The organism is Agromyces sp. Root1464 (assembly GCF_001427265.1).
Classification (GTDB): Bacteria; Actinomycetota; Actinomycetes; order Actinomycetales; family Microbacteriaceae; genus Agromyces; species Agromyces fucosus.
On sequence record NZ_LMFU01000002.1, the window covers coordinates 821,180 to 837,803 of the forward strand.

The 16,624-nt window shown below is 69.8% G+C and carries 14 protein-coding genes and 1 tRNA gene; 3 read left to right on the forward strand and 12 right to left on the reverse strand.

Annotated elements, in window-relative coordinates; genetic code table 11:
• Positions 1-227 precede the first annotated feature (227 nt).
• A complete protein-coding gene (locus tag ASD23_RS09590) occupies positions 228-1,580 on the forward strand; it encodes a hypothetical protein (RefSeq protein WP_056009768.1) in 1,353 nt (450 codons plus the stop codon).
• Positions 1,581-1,603: 23 nt separating this feature from the next.
• On the opposite strand, the gene ASD23_RS09595 is transcribed toward ASD23_RS09590, so the two are convergent.
• The 4 genes from ASD23_RS09595 to ASD23_RS09610 all read right to left on the reverse strand — a co-directional run bounded on the left by ASD23_RS09595 (position 1,604) and on the right by ASD23_RS09610 (position 6,858).
• A complete protein-coding gene (locus ASD23_RS09595) occupies positions 1,604-4,018 on the reverse strand; it encodes a transglycosylase domain-containing protein (RefSeq protein WP_056009770.1) in 2,415 nt (804 codons plus the stop codon).
• A 199-nt stretch (positions 4,019-4,217) separates the two neighbouring features.
• Positions 4,218-4,292: transfer RNA gene (locus tag ASD23_RS09600), tRNA-Gln, on the reverse strand.
• Between the two features lie 98 nt (positions 4,293-4,390).
• The gene (gene gltX, locus ASD23_RS09605) at positions 4,391-5,905 is read right to left on the reverse strand and encodes a glutamate--tRNA ligase (protein WP_056009772.1); all 1,515 of its coding nucleotides are present in this window, start codon (positions 5,903-5,905) and stop codon (positions 4,391-4,393) included.
• An 11-nt stretch (positions 5,906-5,916) separates the two neighbouring features.
• Complete coding sequence (locus ASD23_RS09610; protein WP_056009775.1) at positions 5,917-6,858, reverse strand: LysR family transcriptional regulator; 942 nt, start codon at positions 6,856-6,858, stop codon at positions 5,917-5,919.
• Between the two features lie 82 nt (positions 6,859-6,940).
• Between ASD23_RS09610 and ASD23_RS09615 the strand changes: the two genes are divergently transcribed.
• Positions 6,941-7,972, forward strand: coding sequence for an aminotransferase class V-fold PLP-dependent enzyme (locus ASD23_RS09615; RefSeq protein ID WP_056009777.1), 1,032 nt, complete (start codon positions 6,941-6,943; stop codon positions 7,970-7,972).
• A gap of 39 nt (positions 7,973-8,011) precedes the next feature.
• On the opposite strand, the gene ASD23_RS09620 is transcribed toward ASD23_RS09615, so the two are convergent.
• The 5 genes from ASD23_RS09620 to ASD23_RS09640 form a co-directional block, all read right to left on the reverse strand.
• Entirely contained in the window at positions 8,012-8,785 is a 774-nt protein-coding gene (locus tag ASD23_RS09620) for a fumarylacetoacetate hydrolase family protein (protein ID WP_056009779.1), read from the reverse strand.
• A 99-nt stretch (positions 8,786-8,884) separates the two neighbouring features.
• A complete protein-coding gene (locus tag ASD23_RS09625; RefSeq protein WP_235507698.1) occupies positions 8,885-9,376 on the reverse strand; it encodes a GNAT family acetyltransferase in 492 nt (163 codons plus the stop codon).
• A complete protein-coding gene (locus ASD23_RS09630; protein ID WP_056009781.1) occupies positions 9,373-10,488 on the reverse strand; it encodes a branched-chain amino acid aminotransferase in 1,116 nt (371 codons plus the stop codon). Before ASD23_RS09630 ends, ASD23_RS09625 begins: the two co-directional genes overlap by 4 nt.
• Before the next feature lie 40 nt (positions 10,489-10,528).
• Positions 10,529-11,593 carry a 3-isopropylmalate dehydrogenase gene (locus ASD23_RS09635; RefSeq protein ID WP_056009783.1) on the reverse strand — a complete coding sequence of 355 codons (1,065 nt, stop codon included), beginning with the start codon at positions 11,591-11,593 and terminating at the stop codon, positions 10,529-10,531.
• Positions 11,594-11,664: 71 nt separating this feature from the next.
• Positions 11,665-13,251: an MFS transporter gene (locus ASD23_RS09640; RefSeq protein ID WP_082571339.1), complete on the reverse strand. Its 1,587-nt coding sequence runs from the start codon at positions 13,249-13,251 to the stop codon at positions 11,665-11,667.
• 104 nt (positions 13,252-13,355) lie between these two features.
• Here ASD23_RS09640 and ASD23_RS09645 point away from each other — a divergent pair, with 104 nt between their 5' ends.
• Positions 13,356-13,919, forward strand: coding sequence for a TetR/AcrR family transcriptional regulator (locus ASD23_RS09645; protein WP_056009785.1), 564 nt, complete (start codon positions 13,356-13,358; stop codon positions 13,917-13,919).
• 65 nt (positions 13,920-13,984) lie between these two features.
• On the opposite strand, the gene serA is transcribed toward ASD23_RS09645, so the two are convergent.
• From serA to ASD23_RS09660, 3 genes are all read right to left on the reverse strand, one after another.
• The gene (serA, locus tag ASD23_RS09650) at positions 13,985-15,574 is read right to left on the reverse strand and encodes a phosphoglycerate dehydrogenase (protein ID WP_056009787.1); all 1,590 of its coding nucleotides are present in this window, start codon (positions 15,572-15,574) and stop codon (positions 13,985-13,987) included.
• Between the two features lie 132 nt (positions 15,575-15,706).
• A complete protein-coding gene (locus tag ASD23_RS09655; protein ID WP_056009789.1) occupies positions 15,707-16,105 on the reverse strand; it encodes a hypothetical protein in 399 nt (132 codons plus the stop codon).
• Between the two features lies 1 nt (position 16,106).
• Positions 16,107-16,604 (reverse strand): DNA polymerase III subunit gamma/tau, encoded by a 498-nt coding sequence (locus tag ASD23_RS09660; RefSeq protein WP_115957501.1) that lies wholly within the window; start codon positions 16,602-16,604, stop codon positions 16,107-16,109.
• Between the last annotated feature and the right edge of the window lie 20 nt (positions 16,605-16,624).

The window sequence follows — 16,624 nt, forward strand, 5'->3', positions numbered from 1 at the left end:
CTTGGCATCCGTTGACGAAACCTCAGCCGCTGATACGTTCATGTCACTTCGGGGTCGCTCCGCTCCCCCGCGGCGCCAACGTCGGTGCCGTCGGATGCCGGCACCCCGCGCCTCACGCGCCCGGCCCACCCTCGCCGTGCCACGGCGGCGGCCACGGCACCGGTCGCGAATCCTGCACCCCCATCTCGGCGCGCGATGTCGCGCGCCCGCACACCTGGAGTCTCTCAATGACGAGAATCGAATCCGCGTCCGACCACCAGCACGGCGTCGGCCTCAAGATCGCCGTCATCGTGCTCGCCCTCGCGCTCGCAACGATGACGACCCTCTTCCTGCTCACCACGAGCAAGATCGCGGGCGGCTCCGCCGAGCTCTCCGCCGGCGCCACCGAGGTCAGCGACGGTTCGCAGCAGGTCGCTGCCGGCGCGGGCGACCTCTCCGCCGGCTCCGTCGAATTGAGCGAGGGCGCAGCTGCCGCCGCGACCGGCGCGACATCCCTCGAGACGGGTGCCGCCTCAGCAGCGGCAGGCGCGGAACAGGTGCGGTCCGGCGCAGACAAGGCAGCGCTCGGTGCGGCGTCACTGGCCGACGGGGCATCCGCAACGGCCACGGGCGCCGACTCGCTGAGCACTGGCGCGAGCAAGTCGGCCGATGGCGCGGCACAGCTCGCGGCAGGCGCCGGCCAGGTCGCGGCAGGGGCACAGGCGCTCGCGGCTGGCGCCGCCACGGCGGACTCGAAGATCCCCGAGTTGCGTGGTGGTCTGACGTCCTTGAACGCCGGCATGACCGAGTTCAAGGACAGCGCGAAGGGATACCTGAAGACGGAGTCCGACAAGCTGTCGGGCGGACTCGGTCTCCTCGAGACGACCCTTGTCTCACTCAAGGCCGACCTCGACCTGAGCGACCCGAACAACGCGGCGCGCTACGCGGCGCTGGAAACGATCACCGACCAGCTCCAAGTCGGCGTCACGGGCATGCAGGGAACCGCTCCCGCGGTCCTCGACGGGGGGTTCGGCAAGCTGCAGGTCGGTGTCGGCCTGGTCGACGCAGGGCTCGTCAAGTTCGATGCCGAGGCCACCTCGGTACTCACCGCGAGGTCGAGCGAACTCGCGGCGGGCGCGGCGAACCTCGCGGCGAAGAGCGGCGAGTTGAGTGCCGGCGCTTCGCAGGTCTCGGCCGGCGCGAGTTCGCTGGTCGACGGCACCTACCGGCTCGCTGAGGGAGCCGACAACCTGTCCGTCGGAACGAGCACGTTGAACGCCGGTGCCGCGAATCTCGCCACAGGCACGAAGAACCTCTCCGCCGGCGCGGCCAAGCTCGCCGATGGCACGAGCGACCTCGCCTCGGGCGCGGCGACGCTCTCGACCGGCGCATCCGATCTCGCCGACGGCACCGCCGAATTGAGCGACGGCAATGCGCTCGTCGCCGAGGGCAGCGCGACGCTCGCGACCGGAGCAGCCGGCGTCTCCCCCTCGACGATGGTGCCGTGGCTCCTCGTCGCGCTGGGAGTCGGCGCCGCGGCGATCGCCGTGTGGATCACCCACCGCGTTCGATTCGCCCGTCGGGAGTCCGTCACCGCCTGATCCGTGGTGCCGGCGGTCGCCGGTCAGTGGCCCCGTTCGTCTCCACGACCGGGGCCGCCCCGGCGTCCGTCATCGCCCGGGCCGCCGCCGCCCGATCCGGGGTCCGGCCAGTCCGCTCCGGAATCCTCGTCGAGACCCTGAACCTGCGTCGTCGGCTCCGGAGCCGGGGGTTCGGTACCGGGCACGGGCCCGACCGACGGCGCGACCCTTTCATTCGGGCCCACGACGGAGAACGGATCGCCGCCGTACTTCGCCGCGGCCACCGACATGACCATGGGCCACATGCGGTGTCGTGCCGTCGCAGCAGTGCCGTTGCCGAAGCCCCCGATTCCGCGCTGGTTCGCATCCCCGTACACGCTGACGACGCCCGCAACGGTCGCCACCTTCGAACTGGCACCTGCCATCCACGTGTCCTTGTTGCCGTCTGTCGTGCCGGTCTTGCCGATCAGCGGCACGTGCGGATTCACGTTGCGGTTCGATTCCGTCGCCGTGCCGCCCGTCATCACGCTCTGCATCGCGTAGTGCATCGCCGCGGCGACTTCGGGTGTCACCGCGGGCGTGCACGTCGACGTCGGCACCGGCACATCATTGCCGTCGCGATCGACGATCCGGTCGATCGCCACCGGAGTGCACGTCACGCCGTTGTTCGCGATGCCGGCGAAGGCGACGGCGAGGCTGAGCGGAGCGACCTCGTTCGTGCCGAGCACCGACGAGGGCCCCTGCTGAAGGGGATCGCCGTCGGCCCGGTGCATGCCGAACGCCTCGGCCGTCTTGCGGATGCCGCACAGGTCGAGCTTCTTGGCCATGCCGATGAAGCCCGTGTTGATCGAGCCGATGGTCGATTCGAGCGCGGAGTAGTTGCCGCCGGACTCGTTCGCGTCGTTCTTCGGGCTCCACTTCTCGCTGTTGGTGTTGATCGGTCCGTTGCAACTGTCTTGGAAGACGCCCCAGTTCGTCTTCGGTTTCGAGTCGACCCGCTCGCTCAGCGGGTGCCCTTCGTTCAACCACTGCGCGAGAGTGAAGACCTTGTAGGTCGATCCCGGCTGGAAGCCGCTCGACCCGCCCTGGGTGAAGTCGGTGTTGTAGTTGACACTCGTGTACTGCGGGCCGATCGCCAGCACCTCGGGGTCCTGGCTGTAGATCTTGTTCTGGGCCATCGCGAGCACCCGTCCCGTGCCGACCTGCACGCTCGAGATCACGCCGCCGACGTCCCAGCCGGGGTAGACCTGCGGCACGTTCTGCGCCAGCGCCGTCACCGCGGCGCTCTGGAGGTCGAGGTCGAGGGTCGTGTAGACGTCGTACCCGCCTCGACGGAAGTTGCGCATGCGCGTCTCCTCGTCTTCACCGAAGGCCGGATCCGTCTGCAGGATGTTCTTCACGTAGTCGCAGAAGTACGCGGATTCGTTCGCCGTCTGGCAGCCGGTGCTCGGCTCCTTGATGGCCGGCTCGACGGGCGTCGCGATCGCCGCGTCGTACTCCTCGCGCGTGATCTTCTTCTCGTCGAGCATGTGGAAGAGGATGTAGTCGCGTCGATCCTTGTTCCTCGCGTAGCCGTTCGCCGCGCCGTTCGCCTCGCTGTCGGGCTTGTCGAGCTGGAATTCGACCGGGTTGTTCACGATGGCGAGCAGCGACGCCGCCTGCGCGAGCGTCAGGTTCGCCGCGGTCGTCGAGAAGTAGTAGCTGGCTGCGGCTTCGATGCCGTAGACGGTGCCGCCGAAGCCCGCGATGTTCAGGTATCCGAGCAGGATCTCGCTCTTGGAGTATCGCTTCTCGACGCCGATGGCGAGCCGCATCTCCTTGAGCTTCCGCTCGATGCCGGCGCTTCCGTCGGACTCGGTCGCCGCGTCGTAGCACTTGTTCTTCTCGGCATCCACGAGCGCAGCTCGGTCGTCGTAGCTGAGCGCCACGACCTCCTCCTCGGTCAGATCGGCGACGGCGGTGACGTGCGCCTCCGCCTCGCACTCCTGCACGCGGATGTTCTTGACGTACTGCTGCGCGATCGAGGACCCGCCCTGCGTGTTGCCGCCGGTCGCCGTCGTCATCGCCGCTCGGATCGTGCCCTGCAGGTCGACGCCGCCGTGGTCGTAGAACCTGGGGTCTTCGCCGGCGATCGCGGCATCCTTCGCGTACTGGCTGATGGCGTCCCAGCCGACCTCGACGCGGTTCTGGTCGTAGAACGACGCCAGCAGCACGGTGGAACCGTCGCTGCCGGTGGCGTAGATGTTGCTCTTCTCGGAGAGGTCGTCGATCTCGAGGTAGCCCGGGAGGTTCTCGAACATGCCGATGCTTCCGGATGCCGCGATGCCGACGGTCGCGATCGCCGGCGTCACGCCCGCCACGATGAGCATGGCCACGCCGACGCTCGCCGCGATGAGGCCCAAGAAGCCGCCGATGACGCCGAGCGGCGTGCGTGTCTCTCGGAAGTCACGATTCCGCATGTTCCCAGAACCCATGGCTCACCCATTCCCCGCCGGCGTCTCACGATGGTGCCGAGCCGGTAGGAGGCTCGAAATGTGTGCCGACACTCAATGGAATCGCAGCGCATCCCGGAAGTCCAGCCCACATGCCGATCGGTCGGAAGCGACTGTGCCGGAAAACGAAAAAGGCCCGGATGACCGGGCCTTCTTCACAAAAAATTGGCTGGGGTACCTGGACTCGAACCAAGAACAACGGTACCAGAAACCGCCGTGTTGCCAATTACACCATACCCCAATGGCCGAAACCGAAGCCCCGTGCCGACATGTAACTCTAGCCTACGGCGCGACGCCCGCCAAACTGAGCAGCGCTCACCGGGCGGGCGCCTGCCCGCATCATGCGAGCAGTGCCGTCAGACGGTCGATGCGCTCGAGGGAATCGACCTTGCCGAGGATCTGCATCGACTCGAAGAGCGGCGGCGAGATGCGGCGCCCCGAGAGCGCGGTGCGCACCGCACCGAAGGCCACACGCGGCTTGAGCCCGAGGCCGTCGATGAGCGCGCCGCGCAGCGCCTCCTCGATCTGCCCGTGCGTCCACTCTTCGGCCGGGAGCCGGTCGAGGGCGTCTCGAGCCGCGACGAGCACCGCAGGGGCGTCGTCGGTCAAGGCACCGACGGCCGATTCGTCGAACTCGAGCCCCGCGGCATCCGTGAACAGGAAGCCCAGCATGCCGGGAGCCTCGCCCAGCAGCGCGATGCGCTCCTGGATGAGCGGAGCGCCCTCGGCGAGCACGGCCTCCTGCGCCGGCGTGATCGGATCGGAGACGGCACCTGCCGCCTGCAGGTAGGGCACGGTGCGCGCCGCGAAGTCCACGACGTCGAGCTGCCGGATGTGGTCGCCGTTGATCGCCTCCGCCTTCTTCAGGTCGAAGCGGGCCGGGTTGGGGTTCACGTTCGCGACGTCGAACGCAGCGATGAGCTCGTCGCGCGAGAACACGTCGCGGTCGGCCGAGAAGCCCCAGCCGAGGAGCGCGAGGTAGTTGATGAGCCCCTCGGGGATGAACCCGCGGTCGCGGTGGTGGAACAGGTTCGACTCGGGGTCGCGCTTGGAGAGCTTCTTGTTGCCCTCGCCCATGACGTAGGGAAGGTGTCCGAAGCGCGGCACGAACGAGGTCACGCCGATGTCGATGAGCGCGTGGTACAGGGCGATCTGACGGGGCGTCGACGAGAGCAGGTCTTCGCCGCGGAGCACGTCGGTGATGCCCATGAGCGCATCGTCGACGGGGTTTACTAACGTGTAGAGCGGCGCGCCGTTCGGGCGCACGACGACGAAGTCGATCGTCGACCCGACCGGGAAGTCGATGCGGCCTCGCACGAGGTCGTCGAAGCCGAGGTCGGCCTCGGGCACGCGCAGGCGCAGCGCGGCCTGGCGACCCTCGGCACGGAACGCCGCGCGCTGCTCGTCGGTGAGGTCGCGGTCGAAGTTGTCGTACCCGAGCTGCTTCGCCCGGCCGTTCGCCTCGTTGCGTGCGTCGATCTCCTCAGCGGTCGAGTACGACTCGTAGAGGTGACCGGACGCCTTCAGTCGCTCGATGATCTCGAGGTAGATCTCTCCTCGCTGCGACTGCCGGTACGGTCCGTGCGGGCCGCCGACGTCGATGCCCTCGTCCCACGTGAGACCGAGCCAGGTGAGCGCGTCGAGGATCTGCCCGTAGCTCTCCTCGCTGTCGCGAGCGGCGTCGGTGTCTTCGATGCGGAAGACGAAGGTGCCGCCGGTGTGGCGCGCGTAGGCCCAGTTGAAGAGGGCGGTGCGCACGAGGCCGACGTGCGGCGTTCCGGTCGGCGATGGGCAGAAGCGCACGCGGATGTCGCTACCGGCGGCTGTGGTCGTGGGGTGAGCTGTCTCAGACATACCCCTCAATGCTATCGAGCGGCGAGCGATTCCAGCGCGGCGAGTGCCGCGGCGACGGCGGGCACCCGTTCGGCGCCGCGTGCGGTCACGAGGTGGAGCGAGCGCACGTCGGCGCGAGCGGTGGGCCTCGCCACGACGTCCGCGTTCCGCGGGGACGCCGCGAGCGCGAGCGCTGGCAGCAGCGCCACCCCGAGCCCCTGCGCGACCATGCCCTCGACGGCGACGAAGTTGTCGGTCTCGAAGGCGATGCGCGGCACGAAGCCGGCCGCTCCTGCGAGCTCGAGCAGGTGACCGCGGCAACGCGGGCATCCGGCGATCCACGGTTCGTCGCGCAGCATGCCGAGGTCGACGAAGTCGGATGCCGCGGCGGCATGCCCCGCCGGCAGCACGAGCTGCATCGGTTCGTCGCCGTAGACGCGCACATCGAGCCCGCGAGCGCTCGCCTGATGCGGGTCGTCGCGGTCGCCGGGATAGCTGAAGGTGATCGCGAGATCGGCCTGGTCGGCCCGCACGGCCCGCACGGCCTCGGGAGGTTCGGCCTCGACATAGGTGACGTCGATGCCGGGGTGCGCTGCGGCGAGCGACGCGATGAGCCGCGGCACGAGCGTGGCCGAGGCCGACGGGAAGGCCACGAGGCGCACGCGGCCGGCGCGGAGTCCGCGGAGTTCGGCGAGTTCGCCGGCTGCGGCCTCGAGTGCCGTGGCGACGTCCTGCGCATGGCGCGCGAGCACGCGGCCCGATTCCGTCAACCGGATGCCGCGACCCACGCGCTCGACGAGCGCGATGCCGGTGCGATCCTCGAACCGCCGCAGCTGCTGGCTCACGGCGGGCTGGCTGTAGCCGAGCCATTCCGCAGCCGCCGTGAGCGAGCCGTGCTCGGCGATGCGGTGCACCACGCGCACCGTCTGCAGGTCGAGGGCGGCGGCGAGGGCGTCGATCGAGGCATCCGACATGCCTGAATCATAACCTCAGCGCATGTGTGTGATCGTTCTCCGGGCCTTGTCGAATGAATCGGGCTCGCTGAGACTGGATTCCATGCACCACACTCGAGAGCGTTACGCCGCAGGACGCGGTTACCTCGCCGCCTGCACGATGGGCCTTCCCGCCGACGTCACGCGCGACGCGGTGCGACGCGACCTCGAGTCATGGTCGACCGGGGCCGCGTGCGGCGTCGAGTACGGACGGATCCACGACCGGGCCCGCGGCCACGCCGCGACGCTGCTCGGCCGCGCGCCGAGCGAGATCGCCACCGGTTCTCAGGTCTCGGTCTTCGCAGGGTTCGTCGCCGCCTCCGCGCCTGCGGGTGCTGAGATCGTGTGCGTCGACGGCGACTTCTCTTCCATCATCGCCCCGTTCCTCGCCAGAGGCGACCTGCGCGTGCGCCACGTGCCGCTCGCCCAGCTCGCCGGCGCCGTGACCGACTCGACGTGGCTCGTCTCCTACTCGCTCGTGCAGTCGGCGACGGGCGAGGTCGCCGACGCGGCATCCGTCGCCACTGCGGCACGGGCGGCCGGCGCGCTCACGCTCGTCGACACCACCCAGGCCACCGGCTGGATGCCGACCGACGCGATCGACGCCGACATCGTGATCTGCCACGCGTACAAGTGGCTGTCGGCGCCTCGCGGGGCCGCCTTCGCCGCCTTCTCGACTCGGGCGGTCGACGAGCTGACGCCGCACGCGGCCGGCTGGTATTCGGGCACCGACCCGTGGGCGTCGTGCTACGGCCCCGAGCTACACCTCGCCGCGGGAGCGCAGCGCTTCGACGTCTCCCCCGCGTGGCAGGCCTGGGCCGGCGCCGAAGCCGCGCTCGAACTCGCGGCCTCGCTCGACATGCGCGAGGTGCAGCGGCACGATGTCGGGCTCGCGAACGCGTTCCGCTCGCGGCTCGACCTGGCGCCCTCCGACAGTGCGATCGTCGCGTGGCCCGACCTCGACGGCAGTGCGTTGGCCGCACTCGGCACCGCGGGCATCACCGCCTCGGGGCGCGCCGGTCGGGCACGTGTCGCGTTCCACGTCTGGAACGACGACGAGGACGTCGAGCTCGCGGCATCCGCTCTCGGGCGCTGAGCGCTCCGTCGAGCGTCCCGTCGAGCGCAGCAGCAGACGCTACGCGGCCGAGCGCACCGGGTTCGAGAGCGTGCCGAGTCCGGTAACGTCGACCTCGACCGTGTCGCCGTCGACGATCGGGCCGACCCCGGCGGGCGTGCCCGTGAGGATCACATCGCCGGGCAGCAGGGTGAACACGCTCGACGCGTAGGCGATGATCGAGGCAACCGAATGCACCATGTCGGAGAGGCGTCCCGACTGGCGTCGCTCGCCGTTCACGCTCGTCTCGATCGTCGCCGTCTCGAAGTCGACATGCGTGTCGATCACTGGGCCGAGCGGGCAGAACGAGTCGAAGCCCTTGGCGCGAGCCCACTGGCCGTCGCGCTGCTGCAGGTCGCGGGCCGTGACGTCGTTGGCGATGGTGTAGCCGAAGATGTAGTCCTCGGCATCGTCGACGGAGACGTTCTTCGCGATGCGGCCGATCACGACCGCGAGCTCGCCCTCGTGCTCGACCCGCTCGCTCTGCCTCGGCAACACGATCGCATCGCCCGGCCCGACCACCGAGGTGTTGGGCTTCAGGAACAGCAGCGGTTCGGCCGGCGCCTCGCCGCCCATCTCCTCGGCGTGCTCGCGGTAGTTCTTGCCGACCGCGACGACCTTCGAACGTGGGATGACAGGTGCGAGCAGCTTCGCATCGGTCAGCTTGACGCGCTCACCTGTGGGCTCGTAGCCCGCGAACATGGGGTCGGCCTTCAGCACGACGAGCTCGTGCTCCTCTTCGTCGACGATGCCGAATGCGATGGTGTCGTCGTGGCTGAAACGCGCGATCTTCATGACTTCAGCCTACCCGCGGCGCTCTGGGCACCGAGTCGCAGGACGATGCGTCCGACACGCCGCGCATGGTCGGCGTGTCGAGTCGAACCGTCCTGCGACTCAGCGACGCGGTTCGGGCGGGATGACGCCGGCCGGAGCATCGGGGACGAGCCGCTTGCCGAGACTCACGACCTCGTCGACCTGGTAGCCGAGGCTGCGGTAGAACTCGATGACGCCCGTATTCGTCGATCGCACCTGCAGGTTCAGCTTCGGGCAGCCTCGCTCGGTGAGGAGCCGCTCGGCCTCCGCCATGAGGAGCGCTCCGAGGCGCTCGCCGCGCCGTTCGAGGTCGACCGCGAGGTAGTTCACCCAACCGCGATGCCCGTCGTAGCCGATCATCGCCGTCGCGACGACGGCGCCGCCGGACTCCCCCACGAGGAAGAGCTCGGGCTGCACCGCGAGCTTCCGCTCGATGTCGCGGTATGGATCGTTCCACGGCACGACGAGCCCGGCCGATCGCCAGAGTTCGACGACCGGCTCGGTGTCGGCGACGTCGAACGAACGGATGCGCACGCCGTCGACCACGCCGCCGCCGTCAACGGCACCCGTCACGCGTCGAGACGCGTGAGCCAGCCGTGGCGGTCCTCGACGCGGCCGTACTGGATGTCGGTGAGCTCCTGGCGAAGCGAGAGCGCGAGCTCGGATGCCTCGGCGCCCGTGTGCACGATCTCGAAGTCGGTGCCGAGCAGGCGCCCGATGGGCACGACGACCGCGGCGGTGCCGCAGGCGAAGGCGCCGACGATCTCGCCGGACTCGGCGCCGCTGCGCCATTCGTCAAGCGAGATGGCGCGCCGCTCGACCGCATGGCCGCGGTCGGTCGCGAGCTGCAGGATCGAGTCGCGCGTGATGCCCTCGAGGATCGAGGGCGACTCGGGCGTGACGAGCGTGCCGTCGCGCTTGACGAGGACGATGTTCATGCCGCCGAGCTCTTCGAGGTTGCCGGCGTCGTCGAGGAACGCGACCTGCTGGCATCCCTTCTCGTAGGCCTCGGCCTGCGGCAGCAGGCTCGACGCGTAGTTGCCGCCGGTCTTGGCCGCTCCCGTGCCACCCTTGCCGGCGCGCGCGTAGTCGGTCGACAGCCAGATGTTCACGGGCTCGACCCCGCCCGGGAAGTAGGCGCCCGCAGGGCTCGCGATCACGTAGTACGCGACCTTCTTCGCGGGGCGGACGCCGAGGAACGCCTCTTTCGCGAACATGAACGGCCGCAGGTAGAGGCTCGTCTCGGGCGCGCTCGGCACCCAGTCGGCGTCGACGGCGATGATCTGCTTGAGCGACTCGATGAAGATCTCGCTCGGCAGCTCGGGCAGCGCCATGCGACGTGCCGAGCGCTGCATGCGGGCGGCGTTCTCGAAGGGCCGGAACGTGTGGATCGAGCCGTCGGCGTGACGGTAGGCCTTCATGCCCTCGAAGATCTCCTGCGCGTAGTGCAGCACCGCGGCGGCGGGGTCGAGTGAGATCGGGCCGTAGGGCGTGACGCGCGGGCGGTGCCAGCCGCCCTTCTCCGACCAGCAGATGTCGACCATGTGGTCGGTGAAGTGGTTGCCGAATCCGGGGTCGGCGAGCACTGCGTCGCGTTCGGCGGGCGTCTTCGCCTCGCCGTTGCGGATGACCTGCCAGATGAGACCGGCTGCCGACGGGGCCTGGAGCGGGAGGTTGATCGTCATTTTCGTTTCCTTCGATGCGCTGGATCAGGAGTGCGCTGGATCAGTTCTGCGTGAGCCTCACGCGTGCGGCGATGGCGTCGCCGACCTCGGAGGTCGTGCGGCGGGTGTCGCCGCGTTCGGCGATGTCGGCGACCACCGCGCGCTGCACCCGCTGCGCGGCTTCCGTCCGGCCGAGGTGGTCGAGGAGGAGGGCCACGGAGAGGATGGCGGCGGTCGGGTCGGCGATGCCCTGACCGGCGATGTCGGGTGCCGAGCCGTGCACCGGCTCGAACATGCTCGGGAATCGGCCGTCGGGGTTAATGTTGCCCGAGGCCGCGAGTCCGATGCCGCCGCTGATCGCGCCGGCGAGGTCGGTGAGGATGTCGCCGAAGAGGTTGTCGGTGACGATGACGTCGAATCGAGCCGGGTCGGTGACGAGGAAGATCGTCGCCGCGTCGACGTGCAGGTAGTCGACCGTGACGCCCGGGAACTCGGCCGCCACGGCGTCGACCGTGCGCTTCCACAGCGAGCCGGCGAAGACCAGCACGTTGGTCTTGTGCACGAGCGTGAGCTTCTTGCGCGGTCGAGCGGATGCCGCGGCGAACGCGTAGCGCACGACGCGCTCGACGCCGTATGCGGTGTTGACTGAGACCTCGTTGGCGACCTCGGCCGGAGTGCCGACGCGGATCGCGCCGCCGTTTCCGACGTACGGCCCCTCGGTGCCCTCTCGCACGACGACGAAGTCGACCTCGCCGGGTGCCGTGAGTGGGCTCGCGACGCCGGGGTAGAGCACCGACGGGCGCAGGTTCACGTAGTGGTCGAGTTCGAAGCGGAGCTTCAGGAGCAGGCCGCGCTCGATGTTCGCGCCCGCGAGGCGGGGGTCGCCGGGCACGCCGCCGACGGCACCGAGCAGGATCGCGTCGTGGCCCTTGATCGCGGCGAGGTCGTCGTCGGTCAGCACGTCGCCGGTGGCGAGGTAGCGGGCGGCGCCCAGGGAGAACTCGGTCTGCTCGAATGCGACTCCCGACCCCTCGGTGGCCGCAGCGAGCGCCTTCAGCGCCTGCTCGACGACTTCAGGGCCGATCCCGTCACCGGGGATGACCGCGAGCTTGACCGTGTCCACCATGAATTCTCCTTCGTGCGCCAGCCCTCCCAGCGTACTGGCCGCACGCGCGCGTGACACCCGCGGTGCCGTTCTCACTCGTGCGCGACGGCGCCCTTCGGGTTGCGGAGGGCCAGCACGGCGACGACCGCGGCAGCGACCATGAGCGCGACGCCGATGAGCGAGGTGATGACGACGCCCTCGTCGAAGGCCAGGGCAGCGGATGCCGCGAGCTGTTCGCCGATCGCCGCGGGCAGCTGCTCGGCGACCGTGGCGGCGCCCGCGAGCGTCTCGCTCGCCGTTGCGGCCTGCGCGGCGGTCAGCTCGGTCGGCAGCACGATCGCGGCGCTGTAGTGGGCCGCGAGGATGGAGCCCAGCACCGCCGTGCCGAGCACGGCGCCGAGTTCGTACGCCGTCTCGGAGACGGCGGAGGCCGCACCCGCCTTCTCGGGCGGAGCGCTCGAGAGGATGAGTTCGTTCGAGACGGTCTCCGCTGCGCCGATGCCGACGCCGAGCATCACGAAGGCGATGACGACGGGGGCGATCGACCCGGCGGTCGCGAAGAACGCGATGACCGCGTACCCGCCGGCCGACAGGAGCAGCGCGATCGGCACGAGCACGCGCGGTCGCACGCGGCGAGCGATCGGCACGACCGCGAGGCCGGCGATGATCATCGCGACGAGCCCGGGCAGCAGGGCGAGCCCCGCCGCGACCGGGCTCAGCCCGGCGATCAACTGCAGGTGCTGGGACACGAAGTAGAGGAACCCGACGAGCGCGATGACGCTGAAGAGGTTCACGAGCACCGCGCCGCCGAACGATCCCTGGCGGAAGAGGCGCACGTCGAGCATCGGCGAGCGGCTCTTGAGCTGGCGGCGCACGAACCAGAGTCCGCAGAACAGCCCGAACACGATCGCCTGGATGCCGAAGCCCGAGACGCCCTCGGTGGCGAGCGACTTGATGCCGAACACCACCGGCACCATCGCGGCGAGCGAGAGCAGCGTGCTCGGGATGTCGATGCGTCCGGGCGCGGGGTCGCGACTCTCGGGGATGAGAAGGGGCACGAGGATCACGAGCGGCACGAGCACGGGCACGGCGAGGAGAAACACCGAACCCCAGTGGAAGTGCTCGATGAGCACGCCGCCGACGAGCGGCCCGAGGGCGCTGCCCGCGGCGAAGCCCGAGGCCCAGATCGCGATCGCGAGCCGGCGCTGCTCGCGATCGACGAAGACAGTGCGGAGCAGCGACAGGGTCGACGGCATGAGCATCGCACCGAAGAAGCCGAGTGCCGCACGGGAGGCGATGAGCGCCTCGGCGGTCGGCGCGAACGCGGCCACGATCGAGAGCAGTGCGAACCCGACGGAGCCGATGAGCAGCATGCGACGGCGGCCGAAGCGGTCGCCGGCACTGCCCATCGCGACGAGGAGGCCGGCGAGCACGAGCGGGTAGGCGTCGATGATCCAGAGCTGCTGGGCGGCGGTCGGCGCGAGGTCCTGCGAGATCGCGGGCAGCGCGAAGCTCAGTACCGTGTTGTCGACCGAGACGAGCAGCACCGGCAGCATGAGCACGGCGAGGGCGACCCAGGCGCGACGGGGCGCGCGCGCCGTCTGCTCGGTCGGCGTGTCGGGTGCCGTCGGGGAGGTCGTCTCGTTCGCGTGCAGTGCGGTCTGGTTGGTGTCGGTCATCTCAGGCTCGTTCGTCTCAGGCGGTTACTGTACCGTCCAGTTGGTATAGTAACAGACGTGCCTGAAGCATCACCAATTGCTCCCCCGTCGGCCACACTGGGATCATGAGCCGCCCACCCGCCGCCCGAGAAGCCGTCCTCGACGCCTTCGAGCGCATCATCATCACCGACGGCGAGCGCACTGCGACGCTCGACGCCACCGCCCGGGCGGCCGGCGTCTCGAAGGGCGGCCTGCTCTATCACTTCGGTTCGAGGCACGCCCTCATCGCCGGCCTCATCGAGCGCCTGCACCGCCTCGTCGACGACGACGTCGAGCGCATCCACTCGGCGCCCGACGGCCCGATCTCCTACTTCGTCCGCTCGTCGGTCGACCTCGAGTCGGCGATCGATCACAGCTTCGTCGCCACGGTGCGTCTCGCCCAGGGCGGCGACAGGCAAGCCGCCGCCGCCATCGACGCCGTGCGCTCGCGCTGGCTCGAGGAGATGGGCCGCCACATCGACGATCCCGCCCTCGCCCTCGCGATCACGCTCATCGGCGACGGCCTGTACTACCACTCGGCCCTGCGCGCCGAGGTCGACGCGTCGGCGCTCGACTCCGATGACATCGGCCCGGCGCAGATGGACGAGCTCGTCGCCCTGCTCGAGCGCATCGCGCAGGCCGGTCGCTAGACGACGGATGCCCCGGCGCGCGCTGCCGAGCAGCAGCGCGCCGGGGCATCCGGCCGTTCGAATCGCTACTCGGTGATGTCGACCTCGACGAAGAGGCTCGCGTCGATGGCCTCGCGCACGCGCTCGAGCACCTCGCCGGGCACCGGCGAGTCGACGGTCAGCACGCTGAGCGCCTGCCCGCCCGCCTCGCGGCGCGCGATCTGCATGCCGGCGATGTTGATGCCGGCCTCGCCGAACTCGCGGCCGTAGACCGCGACGATGCCGGGGCGGTCGGCGTACTCCATGACGATGTGGGTCGTCGCGATCGGCACCTCGAGCTCGTAGCCGTTGACGCCGACGAGCTTCTCGATCTGCTTCGGACCGGTGAGCGTGCCAGAGACGGAGACCTGGGTGCCGTCGGCGAGCGCACCGGTCAGCGAGATCACGTTGCGATACTCTGGCGACTCGGCCGAGGTGATCAGTCGCACGTCGATGCCACGCTGCTCGGCGAGCAGCGGCGCGTTGACGTACGAGACCGTCTCGCTGACGACGTTCGTGAAGACGCCCTTCAGCGCCGCGAGCTTCAGCGCACTCACGTCGTAGTCGGCGAGCTCGCCGCGCACCTCGACGTCGAGGCTCGTCAGCGGGCCGTTGGCGATGCCCGCGAAGAGCTGGCCGAGCTTCTCGACGAGCGGGATGCCGGGGCGCACGTACGGGTCGATGACGCCACCGGCGACGTTGACCGCGTCGGGCACGAGTTCGCCGGCGAGGGCGAGACGCACCGACTTCGCGACCGAGACGCCCGCCTTCTCCTGGGCCTCGTCGGTCGAGGCGCCGAGGTGCGGCGTCACGACGATGTTCGGCAGGCCGAGCAGCGGCGAGTCGCGCGGCGGCTCGGAGACGAAGACGTCGACGGCAGCGCCGGCGATCGTGCGGGCGACGAGTGCGTCGTGCAGCGCGTCTTCGTCGATGAGCCCGCCGCGCGCGACGTTGACGATGAACGCGGTCGGCTTCATGCGCGCGAACTGCTCGGTGCCGATCATGCCCGTGGTCTCGGGCGTCTTCGGCATGTGGATCGTGATGAAGTCGCTCTGCTCGAGCAACTCGTCGAGGGTCACGGTCTGCACGCCGAGCTGCTGCGCGCGCGCAGCGGTGATGTACGGGTCGTACGCGATCACGTTGGTGCCGAACGCCTGCAGGCGCGCGGCGATGAGCGCGCCGATGCGGCCGAGGCCGATGATGCCGATCGTCTTCTCGTAGAGCTCGACGCCCGTGTACGACGACCGCTTCCACTCCCCCTGCGCGAGCGCGGAGTGCGCCGCCGGGATGTGACGGGCGAGGCTCAGGATGTGACCGACGGTCAGCTCGGCCGCAGAGATGATGTTCGAGGTGGGCGCGTTCACGACCATGACACCGGCCGCGGTCGCGGCCTTGATGTCGACGTTGTCGAGGCCGACGCCCGCTCGGGCGATGACCTTCAGCTTCGGCGCAGCGGCGATCGCCTCTGCGTCGACCTTCGTCGCGGAGCGCACGAGGATCGCGTCGGAGTCGGCCAGTGCTGCGAGCAGCGCAGGCCGATCGGTGCCGTCGACGGATCTGACGTCGAAGTCGGGGCCGAGGGCCTCGACGGTGGCGGGCGAGAGTTCTTCAGCGATCAACACGACCGGCTTTGTCACGAACGATTCCTTCGGGTGATGCGCGCGCACGACACTGCGACTTGCGGTGGGATGCGCCACACGCCGTCGGGGCGCCTACCGTCTCACTCTACTGGAGCGTGCATGCGGCGATCGTTGTGTGACGTCGCCCCGTCACGAGAGGTCGAGGCCGCTCAGCTCGAACAGAGCGCTGACGTCCGCGGCGAGCACCTGCACGAGCGCGAAGCCCGCGAGGAAGAGCACGATCTGGGCGAGGGGTCCGCGCCGGCGCCCGAGCCAGAATGCGGTGCCGAAGACCAGCAGCGGCAATGCGATGCCGATCACGAGCAGCGCCCACCCCCCGCCTGTCAGGGCGATGCCGAGGCCGTCGGCGTAGAGGTTCATGCCGACGAGGTTGCCGACCGCCTCCCACACGTCGTAGGCGTAGAAGACGCCGAAGACGACCGCGATCGTGATCGAGAGCCAGAGCGGCGTCGCCCGACCGGCGGAGGCCTGCTCGGCTGAGGCCGGGACGGCGCCGGTCGAGCCGGTGGGAGCGGATGCCTCGGTCATCTCAACCTCGCAGAATGAACGGGATGGGAACGAGCAGTACGGCGCCGACGATCAACCAGACGAGCCGCGCGCGCCGGTTGCCCGACGCGAGCCAGAGCACCGTGCCGAACCAGAGGGGTGCGGCGATGACGGCGAACCAACTGCCGAGGCCGTACATGAACTGCGCGACGGGGTCGGCGAAGATCTGCGCCTCGCCGAGAGCCGTGATCAGCCAGCCGATCGCGTACAGCAGGTAGATGCCGCCCAGTACTCCGAGCACGACGAGTTCGGCCGAGCCGGTCTGCGCAGCGGCATCCGCGCCCTCGGGTTCGTCGACGGCGGACTCGTCGCCGAGCTCCTCAACGGCACCGCGCGCGTCGGCACCACCGTGCGCCTCGGCCGCGGCGTCGGGCCGCGGCGCCGCACTCGTCGGCGAGCCGACCGTCTTCCAGCCCGGTGCGAGCGTCGGGTCGTCGTCGCCCTCCCACCGGAGCGCGTCGTCGTCGGAGTCGCGGGTCATGTGCACCACATTAGCGAGCA

Bases quoted from the DNA above. Each gene is read 5' to 3' on its own strand.
- ASD23_RS09635 (WP_056009783.1), bottom strand. From the start codon at position 11,593: ATGGTGGACACGGTCAAGCTCGCGGTCATCCCCGGTGACGGGATCGGC.
- ASD23_RS09645 (WP_056009785.1), top strand. From the start codon at position 13,356: ATGAGCCGCCCACCCGCCGCCCGAGAAGCCGTCCTCGACGCCTTCGAG.
- ASD23_RS09615 (WP_056009777.1), top strand. From the start codon at position 6,941: ATGCACCACACTCGAGAGCGTTACGCCGCAGGACGCGGTTACCTCGCC.
- ASD23_RS09590 (WP_056009768.1), top strand. From the start codon at position 228: ATGACGAGAATCGAATCCGCGTCCGACCACCAGCACGGCGTCGGCCTC.
- ASD23_RS09655 (WP_056009789.1), bottom strand. From the start codon at position 16,105: ATGACCGAGGCATCCGCTCCCACCGGCTCGACCGGCGCCGTCCCGGCC.
- ASD23_RS09620 (WP_056009779.1), bottom strand. From the start codon at position 8,785: ATGAAGATCGCGCGTTTCAGCCACGACGACACCATCGCATTCGGCATC.
- ASD23_RS09630 (WP_056009781.1), bottom strand. From the start codon at position 10,488: ATGACGATCAACCTCCCGCTCCAGGCCCCGTCGGCAGCCGGTCTCATC.
- ASD23_RS09640 (WP_082571339.1), bottom strand. From the start codon at position 13,251: ATGACCGACACCAACCAGACCGCACTGCACGCGAACGAGACGACCTCC.
- gltX (WP_056009772.1), bottom strand. From the start codon at position 5,905: ATGTCTGAGACAGCTCACCCCACGACCACAGCCGCCGGTAGCGACATC.
- ASD23_RS09610 (WP_056009775.1), bottom strand. From the start codon at position 6,858: ATGTCGGATGCCTCGATCGACGCCCTCGCCGCCGCCCTCGACCTGCAG.
- ASD23_RS09660 (WP_115957501.1), bottom strand. From the start codon at position 16,604: ATGACCCGCGACTCCGACGACGACGCGCTCCGGTGGGAGGGCGACGAC.
- ASD23_RS09595 (WP_056009770.1), bottom strand. From the start codon at position 4,018: ATGCGGAATCGTGACTTCCGAGAGACACGCACGCCGCTCGGCGTCATC.